The following is a 15,035-nucleotide window of genomic DNA, read 5'->3' as shown; positions in this document are numbered from 1 at the left end:
AGTGACTAATGACTAACAACTAATAGCTAAGAATACATCGCTTCAATTTGTTCGGCGTACCGTTTTTCAGCAACGGTGCGCCGAATTTTTAATGTGGGTGTCAAGAGCCCTGATTCAATCGTGAGCTCGTCACCGACCAAAGTCCATTTGCGAATTTGTTCCCAATGGTTGAGTTTTTGGTTGATATGCTCGATATGGCGATTGATGGAATTTAAGATAAGCGGCGACTTTAGCGCATTTTCGACATCGTAATCTTCATTTTGTGGCTTGAGCATACGGCGGGCGCCTACTGGGTTTAGCCAGATAATGGCTGAGGCGAACTTTCGGTCGTTTGCAATGACAAGCGCCTGCTCCACAAGCGGATGGCGAGTGATTTCAAGCTCAATGGGGTTCGGGCTTACATATTTCCCAGTACTTGTTTTTAACAGTTCTTTGATGCGACCGGTGAAATAAAGGAATCCGTCATCGTCAAAGTAGCCTTGGTCTCCTGTATGGTAGAAACCATCGGGGGTAAAAATATTGCCGTTTAAGTCAGGGCGATTGTGATAGCCTTTAAAGACGCTTTCTCCACGAACTTGGATCTCGTTGCAGTTCCCAATTCGCACGGTGAGATGTGCAAGTGGCTTGCCAATGGAACCGGGTCTAATAGCTTGTTTGCAATTTGCAGAAACGACCGGAGAACATTCCGTCATGCCGTAGCCTTCGAAAACGGGAAGACCGATGTTCAAAAGGAAACGCAAAATAGATTTGTTCAAGGCACTGCTGCCCGAAATAATCATGCGGAAATTGCCACCGACGGCTTCGCGCATTTGTTTGTACACAAGTCTATTGAAAAGCCAATGGAGAGGTTCGAATTTTCTATTCGGGTCCTTTATCTTTGCAATTTTAATGGCTTGCTTGATCAGGAATCGCTTGATGCCTTTGGCGCGATCCGCTGCAGTTGTCATGCTTTCGTAAAGGCGCTCGAGAATGCGCGGGACGACAATCATGATGGTGGGGCGGACCTCGCGCAGAATGTGCGAGAGATTTTTGGGATTGTCACCAAAGTAAATTGTAACGCCACTGAGCGTGTAGAAATAGACTGCCATGCGTTCGAGAACGTGCGCTACTGGAAGAATTGTAAGGCAGGTATCTTTTTTGTTGTCGAATCGGAACATGGGTTTGATGTTTTGAATTTGTACCAACATGTTCCTGTGAGTGAGTTCAGCGCCTTTGGGACGTCCTGTAGAACCGCTTGTATAGATGATACTGAAAATATCGTCTGAATTTATTGTAGAAAGTTGATTGTCAACCCATTTGGCGCGTGCTTGGTCGGCGAGAGCGTCGTATCCTCTTCTAAGGAGTTCTTCCCAGTAAATTCCGTTATCGGGGAGGAATGATTCGCTGTCAATGCAGATAATCTTTGAAAAAAGAGGGATTAAATCGTAAAGGGGTTCATCAAGTTCTTCGAATGAATTGATGATGAGGATCTTGATGTTGCTATCGATGCTTTGGTAGGCAAAGTTTTCCGATGAAATGTTTGGGAAAAGCGGAACGACACGTGCGTGGTTCAGTTGAATGGCAATGTCTGCGATAATCCAGTTTGGAGAACTTGGCGCAATGATGCCGACGCTTTCTTTTTCTTTTAACCCGAGTGAATTTAGGGCTAGAGCAAGTGCTTGGGAGTTGCGTTTGAGAGTTTCTCTGGAATAGTGGATCCACTCACCGTCTTTACGGTGATACCATCCTTTAAAATAGGCTCTGTCGCAGTTCGCAAAGAACATGGACGGCAGAGATTTGAATTCCAACGACTCCATACTTTTAAAATAACATTCTATTTTGCAATAGCTCATTTTTTTTGAAAAATTTCAGTATATTATGGATATGCTGAAAAAGTTGAGCGATTACGAAAATGAACTTTTGAAAATGGTGGAGGCTGGGGCGCCTTTGACGGCGGAACAGCTCTTGTCGGTGCGGACGCACATCGGCTTTTTTCAGCATGAGCGCTTGGTTCACGAGCTCGTGATGATCTTGTTTGCGCTTTTGACTGTTGGTGGAATTTTATTCTTGGTGGTTGTGCCGGAAATCCCGGTGCTTGCGCTGGACGTGCTTTTCTTTGCGCTACTCGTGCCGTATGTGAAGCATTACTACGGGCTTGAGAATGGGGTGCAGCGGTTGTACGACGCGTATGAAAAGTTGGAAAAATTGTAGATGAAAAAAAGCAAGTCCGTGAGGACTTGCTTTTTGAAATTTGGTGGATCCCGTCGCAAAGCGACAGGATGCCGAATTACTTCTTCGGGGTGATGAATTCGAGTCCACCCATGTACGGACGCAGCACTTCAGGAATCTTGAGCGAGCCGTCTTTCTGCTGGTAGTTGTCGCAGATGCCGACCATCACGCGTGGAGTGGCGAGGCCAGAACCGTTAAGCGTGTGGAGGTAGACGTTCTTGCCGTTAACCTTCGTCTTGATGTTGGCGCGGCGTGCCTGGTAGTCTTCGAAGTTCGAGCAGGAGCTGACTTCGAGCCACTTCTTTTCGACCGGAGCGTAAACTTCGAGGTCGTAGCACTTGGCGGCACCGAAACCGAGGTCGCCCTTGCAGAGGGCAAGGCGGTGGTACGGGAGGCCGAGCTTTTCGAGGAGCTTTTCACCGAAGCGGGTAAGTTCTTCGTGGTCTTCGTAGCTGTGTTCCGGATGAGCGAAGTAGACCATTTCAACCTTGTTGAACTGGTGCAAGCGCAGCAGACCGCGGGTGTCCTTGCCGTAGCTACCAGCTTCGCGGCGGAAGCAAGCAGAGTAGGCGCAGATGCGCTTCGGAAGTTCAGATTCCGGAATCACTTCGCCAGAGTAGAGGTTCGTGAGCGGGACTTCTGCAGTCGGGATGAGGAACAGGTCATCATCCTTGTCGCAGCGGTACATGTCTTCTTCGAACTTCGGGAGCTGACCCGTGCCGCGCATGGTGTTGCGGGTAACGAGGTACGGCGGAGTGAATTCTTCGAAGCCGGCCTTCTGGTGTTCGTCAAGGAAGAACTGGATGAGGGCGCGTTCGAGGCGAGAGCCGAGACCGCGGTAAACCGGGAAGCCGGAACCAGAAATCTTGGCGCCACGTTCAAAGTCAAAAATGCCAAGGCGTTCGCCGAGAGTCTTGTGGTCGACGCGGGCGAAGTCATCGTTCTTGGTGTAGTAGTCAAACGGGATCGGACCATCTTTTTCGACAACGTTGTCCGAACTGTCCTTGCCTTCCGGAGAACGCGGAGCGATGTTCGGAACGTGCATGAGCATTTCGGTCTGCTTGTAATCGAGTTCCTTGAGCTTCTTGTCGAGTTCGTCAATCTTGTTGCCGAGTTCGCGTGTGGCGGCCTGGGCTTCGTCAGCGTTTTCGCCCTTCTTCTTGAGTTCGCCAATGCGCTTGGACTGGGCGTTGCGTTCGCTCTTGAGGCGTTCGACTTCGGTGAGGAGCGGGCGACGTTCGTTATCAACGGCGAGCACGTCACGAAGGCTTACGGTCGTATATTTCTTTTCGGTTTCAGCAATATAATATTCCGGATTTTCGCGGATCTTTTTAATATCAAGCATTTTATGCCTCTGTTGAAAATTTTACGAGGAAAAAGATAGAAAAGTAGGAAGTAGAAAGTAGGAAGTAGGAAGTGAAAATTTAACGAAAACTAATGACTATTGACCATTGACTAATTACTAAGAACCCTTTTACTTAAGTCTTCTGTTGTTTGTGTTTACATCGGTAATTAAGCGGGACGTGTTGTCCCGAAATTTTTTGAATATACATTATAACTTGGGAAAGGAAGAGAACAATGGGTAAACAAGGAAGGAATCTAGAGGAGTACAAACATGAAATTTCCTTTACTGCTTTTAGTAGCCGCATCGTTCTCTTTTGCCCAGTGGGGCGGCGGTGGCGGAAAATCGCTAAACGACTATAAAAAAGAATCGGTGTCGGGTAGAGATATCCACGTGTATGCGCCGAGCAATCTAGCGCCCAAGAGCCCATTGCTCATTTCGTGCCATGGCATGGACCAAGACCCCAATTACCAACAGTCCAATACGCATTGGGAAGCGGTTGCCGATACGGCGGGCTTTGTCGTCGTGTATCCTAGAGGTGGGACAGGGATGAGTACCTGGGATATCAGCGGTGACAAGGATACAAAATGGGTGGTACAAATTATCGAACAGATGGTCAAGGAATATGACATTGACCAAAAGCGTGTTTACCTTTCGGGATTCTCGATGGGTGGCATGTTCACTTACCATGCTATGAGCAAAATTGCAGATAAAATAGCAGCGTTTGCGCCAACATCTGGTACAAATGTGATGGGTGCGTCAAAGGCGATGCGTCCTGTGCCTATCATTCACCCGCATGGAACAAGTGACGATGTCTTGAATTACAGCCAGGTTGAAGGCTTTATCAAGAATTACCGTGATCAGTTCCATTGCCCGTCTCAGGCCGAAGTTCAAAATAATTATCCCAATAGTGAAAACAGGGCGACGATGTATACTTGGGGCCCTTGCGATGAAGGCGTTTATATTAAACACCTTAAGCTTGAAGGCCGTGGCCATAGCCCTTCCAAGGCTGATGTTTCTGACATCTGGAATTTCGTGAAACAGTATTCTCTGGATGGTGCCAACATTACGCCTCCGATTGAAGTTCCGACGAATAGGGATTCCGTGTTTAACGGCTCTTTCTCGGACTCGCTCAAGCTTGCGGGCTGGACTTTGCAGCAACATAGCGGCGAAGGATCCTTGAAGTTGACTGAGGGCAAGGCTGAAATCAACGTGACCAAGACGGGTACGAATGCCTATGACATACAAATGATCCAGAACGGTATTCATTACGAAAAGGGTAAAAGCTACAAGGTGACTTTTGATGCCTATGCATCTGCGGCGAGAACGCTCGAAGTGAATATCGAAAAGGATACCGATCCGTGGACGAGTTATTTGGGCGAGGCAAAAACATTTGATCTCGGTACTGATAAAAAGAACTTTGAAATTGTGTTCACGATGAATGAGGCTACGGACGAAAATGGTCGTGTTTCCTTTAATGCTGGGCTTGCTACGGGCAGTGTGTTCATTGACAACGTGGTGCTGAGCAAAGTTGAAGGTACGATTGGTATTGCAAACGATGTGCGTGTGCTTTCGGATGAAAGAACTCTTAGCGTCTACAACATGAAGGGTGGTTTTGTCTGTAAGCTGAAAGGAACTCGTATGGGCGATGTCCAGTCGAAATTGAATTCGATGAAGCTTGAAAAGGGATTGTATGTTGTAAAGGAAGGTTCTTTCAACAAGATTTTCTCTGTGAAATAGCAGAAATCGGTTAAAACGTATTATGCGAAGTCCATGGCAATTTTGTTGCTGTGGGCTTTTTTTTAAATTTCAACTATGTTTTGCTGTAAGAAATTTTCTCGTTTGTTTTGCGCTTTGGTTGTGGCGATGTTTGCGTGCTCGTTTTCGGGATGCTATAGCTTTACTGCAAGTACGCTCCCGAGTCACATCAAGACAGTCAACATTCATGAAGTTGATGATAAAACTTTGGACCCGGTGCTTGCGAACAACATCCATACGGCGGTTGTCGATATGTTCAAGCGCAACGCGGGCGGTGTGCGACTTGTGAACGGCGAAGCCAATGCAGATTTTGAAATTACTTTGTTAAGCTATTCAAACAAGCCTGAAAACTACAACAGCAATAGTGACGTTGAAACGTACCGTGTTACGATTCGTGTTGAAGTTAAATTTTACGATAACGTAAAAGAACGAATCATCTACGAAAGCAAGTCGCTCTCTGCGGATGGTGTCTATGACGTCCAAGCGAACGAGACCGAAGACCGCCATGGTCAGACGCGTGCCGTTGAAAAGCTTCAGGACTTGATTGTCTCGAACGCCCTTGCTAAGTGGTAAAAAAAAAGCGACTCGGCAATATCGTAGGAGTACGCATCTTGCCGAGTCTGGGGTTGGTTTGGAGTATCACAAATATGCTTAATTTAAAGCACTTTGTTAAGCCCTGCTTTGAATAATTCCCCAAAAATTTGCGGAAAATCACATTGCTACAGAAAATCCTGTAGTGTCACTGGCTTTTCGTTCAGTAAAGCTTCTGTGAGCGTGCTGCCTTTGTAGGTGAGCTTGAGCGAAAAGAATGGCTCGCCGCGTTCCAGGAGGGCTAGGAATATCAGGTCACCGTCCCAGTGGGGGAGTTCTTTTACTTTTTGCTTGTCCACCCATTCCAGTACGCCTTCATCGCACTCCTTGATGGATCCAGTAAATTCGGTTGCGGTAAAGAGGTGCATGAATTCGGTCTGGTCCATGCCGTCGCTGATGAACGTGACGATGCCGCGGTACTTGGGGCGGATGAGCGTGAGGCCTGTTTCTTCGAGCGTTTCGCGGTGGATGCAATCTTCGGGCGATTCCCATTCTTCGAACTTTCCGCCAATGCCGATCCACTTGTCCTTGTTGATGTCGTTTTTCTTTTTGATGCGGTGGAGCAGCAGGTACTTGCCGTCTTGTTCGATGTAGCAAAGGGTTGTGTTTATCATGCGGGAAAATATAGAATTGTTTGCTTTTAAACACATTTTTTAGGGCTTTTTGCAGAAATATTGACAAATTGCGCGAGATAAATGTATAATTATTGTATGATTTACGAAACTTTTGGCTGGTACTATGCAGAATTGGGTTAAAGAAATCGTCGTAGATTCAAAATTTGAAAATGTTAGGACTTTGACTGATTTTGTTGAAAGCTCCTTGGAGCCGCTGAATCCGTCGCCTAAGGCTATCATGCAGATTGGCGTAGCCATTGATGAACTGTTTAGTAACGTTGTTCGTTATTCTGGTTCGTCGAATATGAAGCTTATCCTGAATGTCAATGAAGATGTGCTGACTGCAAAGCTGACCTTTATTGATGAGGGGGTGGAATACGATCCGCTTAAGAAGACGGATCCGGACGTTTCGCTTTCGGCTGAAGACCGTGAAATTGGCGGGCTCGGAATATTCCTCGTGAAGAAAATCATGGATGGCGTTGAGTACAAACGTGATGGCCAAAAGAATGTTTTAACCGTTGTGAAAAAATTAGGTTAATTTATTGTAGATTTAAAAATACAAAGAGAGGCTGATAATGAAAATCGAAAAAAATGTGGATGGTTCCAATACCTCTTTCGCTTTAGAAGGGCGTCTGGATACGATGACGGCTCCTTTGCTCGAAGCTGAAATTCAGGGCAAATTGGAAGGTGTCACGGACTTGGAATTTGACTTTGCCAAGCTGACTTATATTTCTTCGGCGGGATTGCGCGTGTTGCTTTCTGCCCAGAAGATTATGAACAAGCAAGGCAAGATGACCATCAAGAATGTCTGCGATGAAATCAAGGAAATTTTTGAGGTGACGGGATTCTCGGACATTTTGACGGTCGTGTAGTTTGGTTTAAAAAATTTGTATGGATGAAAAAACGGCACCTGCGCGGTGCCGTTTTTTGTATGCGGGGAATTCCTTTAATTACTTCACGCCAATCAGAGACAGGTCTCTGACAGCACCATGTGACGACCGGCGGCTCGATTGCAATTTACACTGCGATACCTCGCCGCCTCTCGCCTCCGACGACTCGTTAATACGAGTCGCCCTACGGCTCACGATTATGACCGGCGACTCGACAGTTATTACTTCACGCCGATGAGGCTGAGGTCGCGGACTGCGCCCTTGTCTGCGGAAGAGGCCATTGCTGCATATGCTTGAAGTGCCTTGGACACAACGCGGTCGCGGTTCTCAGGTTTCCACGCCTTGGCACCACGGGATTCCATTTCCTGACGGCGTGCGGCGAGTTCTTCGTCGGTGAGTTCCACGTTGATGGTGCGGTTCGGGATGTCGATTTCGATGACGTCGCCCGTGTGCACGAGGCCGATGTTACCCTTGTTGGCGGCTTCCGGAGAAGCGTGGCCAATGGAGAGACCGCTCGTACCGCCGGAGAAACGACCGTCGGTGAGGAGGGCGCAGGACTTGCCGAGGTGACGGCTCTTGAGGTAAGAGGTCGGGTAGAGCATTTCTTGCATGCCAGGACCACCCTTCGGGCCTTCGTAGCGGATGACGACGACGTCGCCTGCCTTCACCTTGTTGCCGAGAATGCCGTTCACTGCTTCTTCCTGGCTTTCGAACACGATTGCCGGACCGGTGAACTTCCAGATGGATTCGTCAACGCCTGCGGTCTTCACGATGCAGCCGTCGATAGCGAGGTTACCGTAAAGAACAGCGAGGCCGCCGTCCTTGGTGTAAGCGTGTTCGCCATCGCGGATAGCGCCGTTTGCGCGGTCGAGGTCGTGATCCGGGTACATGAAGTTCTGTGAGAAGGCTTCGATGTTGTATTTGCGGCCCGGACCTGCGAGGTAGCGCTGCTTGGCTTCGGCAGTCGGGTTACGCTTGAGGTCGTTGGCTTCAAGAGCGTCGCCCATCGTGGCGGCGTGAACAGTCTTTGCGCTCTTGTGGATGAGGCCCATGCGGTCGAGTTCACCGATGATGCCCATGATGCCACCAGCGCGGTTCACGTTTTCAACGTGGATGTTGTGGACGGTCGGGGCGACCTTGCAGATGCACGGCGTGTTGCGGGAGAGGCGGTCGATGTCCTTCATGGTGAAGTCGACGCCAGCTTCCTGAGCGACGGCGAGCAAGTGGAGAACGGTGTTAGAAGAACCGCCCATGGCGATGTCGAGGCGCATGGCGTTTTCGAAGGCGTCCTTCGTGGCGATGCTGCGCGGGAGGATGCTTTCGTCGTTCAAATCGTAATACTGGTGACAGAGTTCCACGATGCGCTTTCCGGCGGCTTCGAAGAGCTTCTTGCGTTCGGCGTGGGTAGCGACGATGGTGCCGTTGCCCGGGAGGCTAAGGCCGAGGGCTTCGGTAAGGGAGTTCATGGAGTTTGCGGTGAACATGCCGGAGCAGGAACCGCAAGTCGGGCAAGCGTTGGCTTCGATGTCGGCAACTTCTTCATCGCTGATGGTGTTGTCTGCAGAATCGATCATGGCGTCGATCAAGTCGAGAGCGCGGTCCTTGCCGTCCTTCGTCGTGACGTGGCCTGCTTCCATCGGACCACCGGAAACGAAGATTGCCGGGATGTTGAGGCGCATGGCAGCCATGAGCATACCCGGAGTCACCTTGTCGCAGTTGGAGATGCAAACGAGGGCATCGGCGCGGTGGGCGTTTGCCATGTATTCGGTAGCGTCTGCAATGAGGTCGCGGGAGGGAAGGCTGTAGAGCATGCCGTCGTGGCCCATGGCGATACCGTCGTCCACGGCGATGGTGTTCATTTCCTTGGCGACACCGCCGGCAGCTTCGATCGCGCGTGCGACAACCTGACCGACATCCTTGAGGTGGACATGCCCCGGTACAAACTGGGTGTAGCTGTTCACCACGCAAATGACGGGTTTACCAAAGTCTTCAACCTTGGTTCCTGTTGCGTGCCAAAGGGCACGTGCACCGGCCATTTCGCGGCCTTCCATAGTCTTGAGCGAACGAAGTTTCGGCATAATGATCCTTTTTTGTCTTTAATAATTCTAGTGGCATTATATATGCCACCTTAAATTTCGGTTATAAGTTAGAAAATTAATTCTTGTGATGAAAATGGCGAGGCGCCTAGATTGTAGCAAAGAAGGCGTTGAGGCTAAAGCCGCCGTGGCTTGTTTGGATGACTTTGGCGGTTGTGGAATGTTCTCTCGAAAGGGCGGGGCATTCGCGCAAAAGGTTTGTAGTGCAGGTGTACTTGGCGCCATCACGGGTGTCGTCTTTCGGGGCGAGGATGGCGACTGTGAGCGATTTGCCGAAATGGTGCAGGTCGCGGGCGAGTTCCGTTAGTTTTTTACCTATTTGCGTGTAAAGCTTTGGAGCGTCAAAATCAAGGCGTTTGCCGTAGGGCGGGTTCAGCTCGAGAATGGGCGAGGAGTCGCCGCAGGCATCTGCAATTTCTTTGGCTGAGTAGCTGAAAAAATCTTTTTGCTGCGGTGCGATTGGCGCAGGTTCGATTTGTGCGAGCGGGCTACATTCGATGTTGTGCTTGATGATGTTTACCGCGCGTTCGGAAATGTCGCTCGTGAGGATTTTAGCGATGATGGGATGCTTTGTCGCATTGCAAGACTTTACTGGACCCTTCACTTCGTTCAGGGTGACGGATGTTGATGTATCGCCTCTTGTATCGTTCTGGGTGACGGTTCGCGTTATAAAATTCCACGAGGCTTCTTTGAAGGCGGGCTGGTGCTTTAGTGCAAAATCGCGGCATGTGCCGGGAATGATTTTGTTTGCAATGCAGGCGGCTTCGAGGCTGAACGTTCCACTACCGGCCATTAAATCTAGTAGACAGTAGGAAGTAGACGGTAGGAAGTGGAGTGCTTCGAAGATCATCGCGGAGGCGATGGTTTCTTTGAGCGGAGCGTCGTTCACGAATCGTTCAAAACCACGTTTATAGAGTTCTTCGCCGGCGAGGTCGAGCCAGATGGTGCAGCGGTCGTCAAGAAAGTTGACATAAAGATTTTGTTGAATGCTGCGATTCTCGTTTTGCGACGGGGCGTTGCGGGGTGTCCCCGCAGAGGGGGTAGCGGATGCCGTGTCGGCAGAAGCGAGGGGGACACTTACCCCTTCTATTATTTTATACAAACGTTCGGCGATGGCGCCGCTGTGGTACAGGCGGGAATGCTTGCAAGTAACGTGGATGTTTAATGCGTTATCAGATTTTACTGGACCATTCGTATCACTCAGGGTGACGTTGCTGTAGTCACTCTCGTCTCTCGTCTGTAGGGCGTTGCCCGTTCTCTTGTCAAAATACAGTTCCCATGGGATTTCGGCGGCTTTCTTTTCGAGATCGCGGAAGTTTTCGGCTTTGAAACTGGCGACTTCCATGAGCACGCGGTTTGCGATGCGGCTTATGGCGACGACTTTCCACGCTTCAGTGAGCTTTGTGGTAAATTCGACTTTGCCGTCCCCAGTGGCGTGTGGCTGTTCCGTTGCGCTTTCGCCTAAAATGATTTCTAATTCTCTCGAAAGAGTTTGTTCAAAACCAAGCGGAGAAACGGCTAAAAAGCGGTGCGGTTTTCCGATGATGTGTTTCTTGATGCGTTTTTCGAGAGCGTCACTCATGGACTGCAATATAAAAATTGCTAGGAGTCCAGGTCAACGGCGATCAGGTCCTTGGATGGTACCGTTGGGGCAATCATGGGGAGCTTGCTCAAGTCCAGGTTGATGGCGATGATTTCGCCGGAGAGCGACATGATGGCGCCTGTGGATGTGTTGAACGTGCCGATGACGTTCCCGGAACCGTCGCTGACGGTCATTGTCTTGGGTGCGATAACGTAGTAGTTAGCCCCGAGCTGGTAGAAGTAGCTGGGTTCGCTAACGACGATATTTTGCGGAATTTGGAGGTCTGAAGTCTTATTTGATGCAGAATCTTGAGTTGCTGCGCTTTCGGAGCAATTCCATGCAGTGGCAAGAATGCCTGCCAATAGTAAGCATCTAAAAATTTGAAACTTCATAATCTTTCCTCGGATTGTAAATCTATATTGACATTTCGTTTTCGTAATAAAAAACAGATTTTCGTAAGTTTTAAATGTTCCCTTTGTGTTCTCGGATACGATTGCCTAGATGATGCGTTCTTGAACTTGGGTTTTGAAATATTTATTTCTCGTGTTACTATCTTTTACGTATGATTATGAAAAAGTTTGTGTTGATTTCTGCGATTGGCTTTTTGGCCGCATCTGCTTTTGCTGCACAGGGCGCTCCGATGGGTGCATCTGTGGATCCGACTCCTGAAGAACTGAAGGCTCTCGATGCCCTGAAGGGCAAGCTCGAAGGGGCTATTGTCTGGTCTACGAGCCGTGCGAATTCTCTCCATGATATTTGGATTATGAATGCTGACGGAACGAATGCCCGTGCGCTGACCAAGAGCAATAATGTAGACTGGTTCCCGCGTGTCGCTCCAGATGGCTCGAAAGTGCTTTTTAATCGTAGCAAGGCCGGCTGGGTTCCTGAAAATGATGCAAATTACCCGGAAAAGTGGGATTTGTGGACTGTCGGTATTGACGGTACGAACGAAACGAAGATTGTCGAAAATGCAACTTGGGGCACTTGGCGCCCGGATGGCAAGTCCATTGTGTTTAGCCGTGCCGGCAAGGTCTTTACGATGGATCTCGCGAGCAAAAAAGAAACGCTTGTGCTTGATGGCGAAAAAGCGTTCAAGAAGGCTGGCGTGATTTTGCAGGAACCGAACATGAGTCCGGATGGCAAGCACCTCGCGATTACGCTTCGCGGTTCGATGCGTGAAACGGGCGTGTGGGATTTGGCTAAGAACGCCTGGACCAAGTCCGGCGACGGTTGCCAGATTGACTGGAATTTCGATGGCTCCAAGCTCTACCGTGTAAACCCCACGGGTAACGGTGGTACGGCTGCTCCGAGTGAAATTTTGTGGTTCACGGCTAAGGACGGCAAACAGGTAGAAAAGGTCGGCTTCTTTGGTATCCCGAAGAACGTGAAGCTGATGGACTTGCCGGGTCGTCGCAGTCATGAATACTTCCCGCGCCTCTCGCCGGATGGCAAGTGGCTTGTGTGGGGAGCAACGGACAAGGGCCATGACCACGACTTGTTCGACTACGAACTCTATATTTGGAAGATTGGCGAACCGGTTGAAACTGCAACGCGTATCACGTACAATAGTGGCAACGACCGCTGGCCGGATATCTGGTTTGGTAAGGTCCCGGTGAGCGCTGCTCCGGTTGCTGCAAAGGCTGTTGAAACGGCTGCGAATGCGACGGCTGCTGCCATTGCCGGTGGCGTAAGCGATGCCAAGATGGATGAACTCATCAAGGCTATTGACCGCTTGACCGATGCCGTGAAGGCGCTTGCTCCGGCGAAGTAATTTTTGCAAAACATTAGCCCGGTAATACCGGGCTTTGTCATAGCTTTGCTTAAGTGTGAATAAAACCCGCGAAATTGGTTCGCGGGTCTTTGCTTTAGTCTTTTACGCAACGAAGTGTATGTGGAGGTCTGTAGTAGTATTCGGATTCGTAACTCAATTTTTTCCCGATTATGGATGTGCGGGTAAATGGCTGCATCGTAGCTGTAAATGTCCATCTCCAAGGTGAAACGACTTCTTTTTCTCGATCATGATTTCCGGTAATGTTGAAATTGTCTACAAGGCTTTCATCGTAAAAGGCGTAGGTGTTTGTTCTTTTGTTGAAGTCCTGTTGAGGGTAAATGAGCAATTGCTTAATTTGTTCATTGCTTTGGGAGATTTCTAATAGCTTGTCCCATTCATGGTAATTTGGAATGTGATATTTTTCTGGACATATTCCTTGAATCTTTTCTCCGCTTTCAGCTGCATAGAGTAGTGGGTAGAGCTCGGTTGTATCCGCATCGTCGGGCTTGTTGAGAATCTGCTTATATGTGTAAGTTCTGCCGTATCCAGGGAAGTGTTGAGGAGCATAATATGTGTTGGAATCCGTTGTTGCCGGCGCTTCGAATTCCAAAAGGCTTGCCATCCAAGTGACTGTGGTTCCATCAGACATCTCTATGTCGAGTGTCTTGTAGACATTTCCGTCACGATTGTCGATGAGCTTTCCATACTTTGCTGTATCTACAGGTATTTTTTCTGGCTTTGGGTAATCTTTGATGCAGCGTATTTTCTCGGTACCGCTGGTTACATAGTTTGGATTGAATGTTCCACTTGTTTGGTAAACTTCACCTTTTGAATAGTTGTTGCTTATATACTCATCCGTTGTGGACACGTAGTATTCGCTACCCCGATAAAAATCAAAGCCTTGGTCGAATAATAGCTCTCCATATTGGTAATTCTTTTGGATCAGTTCAAGCATGTTGTTCCATTCTTTTTTGCTCGTAATGTGCCAATTGTCAGGACATAGTTTTGTATATATATCTTCATATACGTATTCAGTTTTATTAAATTCAAGTTCAGTTTTATTAAATTCAAGTGTATTTGCCATCCATACGGCAGAATCTCCGTTCTCAAACTTTAAGGTGAGCGTTTTATAAACATGACCATCACGAGAATCGACTAAAGTTCCGAATTTGCCAGTTGTGTCAACAAAGGGATCGCTCAAACTTCTGAAGCCTGTGTATTCGACCCATGTAGAATCATGGCAGATGTGGATTGAGTCTAGACCTGAGTTGTTCTTTTGTAACTCGCCTTCGTTTTTACAATGTCCCCACGCTAATCCTTGATGTTCCGGTGAAATAAATTTGTTGATATACTTTTCAAAGTCTGGAATCGTTTTTTTCATGAATTTCATGTTTTTTCGGGCTGAATTGAATGTCCCGTATGTCGCTGAATAGGAGTTCTCTTTTACTCTATTCTTTAAAGTCGTATCGCTCCATACGCCGTCTGTTTCTAGATCGTATGTGATTTGTGCCAAAAAATCAATGGTTTGGGCTATGTTTCCATCGTATTGGTTGAGGAGTATAAGTGTAATCGCTAAAAGCTTTGCGTCTCCTTCGCCATTGGCGAAAATATCCATGTTTTCGAAAGGCGTCCCGTCATCATCGATGTTGAAGGCTTTGAGAACTTCAATTTCGGCTTGCTTTTGGGCTTGTGTAACGTTTAAACCTTGTTGAACTAGGTATTGGATTCTGTTAAATGCCAAGTGGCTTAGAATGTTGATGTTGATGTCTTTGTTTTTTTCGATTTTGACAAGACCATTCAATGTGATGGGGGTGTAGGATCTTTTCCCAGTAATTTCGTTGATAAAATTACCTTTGACAATCATCCATGCGTAAGGCTTGCTTAGGACTACGCTATCGATGTGATACTTGCCTTCGTCGTTGTCTATTGTTGTGGAATAGTGAATTCCTGTTTGGTGCAGTTGCTCGTCGAGTTCGTAGAGTGTAACGGTTGAACCTTTGATGAATGGCCCTTTTTGCGAAATTCCCGATACGGTTTCTCCTGATAAGACAGCGTCGCTTTCGCCATTGGATGCAATTGGGCTGAACGTTGACTCGTTGCTACATGCCTGAAATAGCAGGCTTAGTGCCAGTATGGGAGTTGCGATGAGCCCATTGAAAAAAGATTTGATAAGCATGGTTTCC

Annotated in this window: 13 protein-coding genes; 6 read left to right on the top strand and 7 right to left on the bottom strand. The window is 48.2% G+C overall.

All coding sequences use genetic code 11. The features are described 5' to 3' along the window. Positions 1–26 precede the first annotated feature (26 nt). Complete coding sequence (locus BUC30_RS14175; RefSeq protein ID WP_244536667.1) at positions 27–1,796, bottom strand: AMP-dependent synthetase/ligase; 1,770 nt, start codon at positions 1,794–1,796, stop codon at positions 27–29. Between the two features lie 61 nt (positions 1,797–1,857). Here BUC30_RS14175 and BUC30_RS14170 point away from each other — a divergent pair, with 61 nt between their 5' ends. Further along, positions 1,858–2,190, top strand: a complete 333-nt coding sequence (locus tag BUC30_RS14170; RefSeq protein WP_083555912.1) for a hypothetical protein — start codon at positions 1,858–1,860, stop codon at positions 2,188–2,190. Positions 2,191–2,266: 76 nt separating this feature from the next. Here BUC30_RS14170 and serS read toward each other — a convergent pair whose 3' ends face one another. Next, positions 2,267–3,553, bottom strand: a complete 1,287-nt coding sequence (gene serS / locus BUC30_RS14165) for a serine--tRNA ligase (RefSeq protein WP_073442886.1) — start codon at positions 3,551–3,553, stop codon at positions 2,267–2,269. A gap of 270 nt (positions 3,554–3,823) precedes the next feature. On the opposite strand from serS, the gene BUC30_RS14160 reads away from it, so the two are divergent. Continuing rightward, entirely contained in the window at positions 3,824–5,290 is a 1,467-nt protein-coding gene (locus BUC30_RS14160) for a carbohydrate binding domain-containing protein (RefSeq protein ID WP_073442884.1), read from the top strand. Between the two features lie 102 nt (positions 5,291–5,392). Next, positions 5,393–5,881: an LptE family protein gene (locus tag BUC30_RS14155; RefSeq protein WP_244536666.1), complete on the top strand. Its 489-nt coding sequence runs from the start codon at positions 5,393–5,395 to the stop codon at positions 5,879–5,881. Positions 5,882–6,027: 146 nt separating this feature from the next. On the opposite strand, the gene BUC30_RS14150 is transcribed toward BUC30_RS14155, so the two are convergent. Beyond that, positions 6,028–6,513, bottom strand: a complete 486-nt coding sequence (locus BUC30_RS14150; protein ID WP_073442880.1) for an NUDIX hydrolase — start codon at positions 6,511–6,513, stop codon at positions 6,028–6,030. A 124-nt stretch (positions 6,514–6,637) separates the two neighbouring features. Here BUC30_RS14150 and BUC30_RS14145 point away from each other — a divergent pair, with 124 nt between their 5' ends. Both BUC30_RS14145 and BUC30_RS14140 read left to right on the top strand, forming a co-directional pair. After that, the gene (locus BUC30_RS14145) at positions 6,638–7,051 is read left to right on the top strand and encodes an ATP-binding protein (RefSeq protein ID WP_073442878.1); all 414 of its coding nucleotides are present in this window, start codon (positions 6,638–6,640) and stop codon (positions 7,049–7,051) included. A 37-nt stretch (positions 7,052–7,088) separates the two neighbouring features. Next, positions 7,089–7,385, top strand: coding sequence for an STAS domain-containing protein (locus BUC30_RS14140; protein WP_073442876.1), 297 nt, complete (start codon positions 7,089–7,091; stop codon positions 7,383–7,385). Between the two features lie 239 nt (positions 7,386–7,624). On the opposite strand, the gene ilvD is transcribed toward BUC30_RS14140, so the two are convergent. The 3 genes from ilvD to BUC30_RS14125 all read right to left on the bottom strand — a co-directional run bounded on the left by ilvD (position 7,625) and on the right by BUC30_RS14125 (position 11,473). Beyond that, complete coding sequence (gene ilvD, locus BUC30_RS14135; RefSeq protein ID WP_073442874.1) at positions 7,625–9,481, bottom strand: dihydroxy-acid dehydratase; 1,857 nt, start codon at positions 9,479–9,481, stop codon at positions 7,625–7,627. A gap of 106 nt (positions 9,482–9,587) precedes the next feature. Beyond that, the gene (locus BUC30_RS14130) at positions 9,588–11,081 is read right to left on the bottom strand and encodes a THUMP domain-containing class I SAM-dependent RNA methyltransferase (protein WP_073442872.1); all 1,494 of its coding nucleotides are present in this window, start codon (positions 11,079–11,081) and stop codon (positions 9,588–9,590) included. Positions 11,082–11,101: 20 nt separating this feature from the next. Then, a complete protein-coding gene (locus tag BUC30_RS14125; RefSeq protein ID WP_073442870.1) occupies positions 11,102–11,473 on the bottom strand; it encodes a hypothetical protein in 372 nt (123 codons plus the stop codon). 176 nt (positions 11,474–11,649) lie between these two features. On the opposite strand from BUC30_RS14125, the gene BUC30_RS14120 reads away from it, so the two are divergent. Next, a complete protein-coding gene (locus tag BUC30_RS14120) occupies positions 11,650–12,852 on the top strand; it encodes a TolB-like translocation protein (protein ID WP_244536665.1) in 1,203 nt (400 codons plus the stop codon). Between the two features lie 94 nt (positions 12,853–12,946). On the opposite strand, the gene BUC30_RS14115 is transcribed toward BUC30_RS14120, so the two are convergent. Further along, on the bottom strand, positions 12,947–15,028 hold the full coding sequence (locus tag BUC30_RS14115; protein WP_073442866.1) for an FISUMP domain-containing protein: 2,082 nt from the start codon (positions 15,026–15,028) through the stop codon (positions 12,947–12,949). Positions 15,029–15,035: the final 7 nt, after the last annotated feature.

The sequence above is a fragment of the Fibrobacter sp. UWB7 genome, from assembly GCF_900142945.1.
Lineage (GTDB): Bacteria > Fibrobacterota > Fibrobacteria > Fibrobacterales > Fibrobacteraceae > Fibrobacter.
This window is presented reverse-complemented; position numbering and strand designations above follow the sequence as displayed.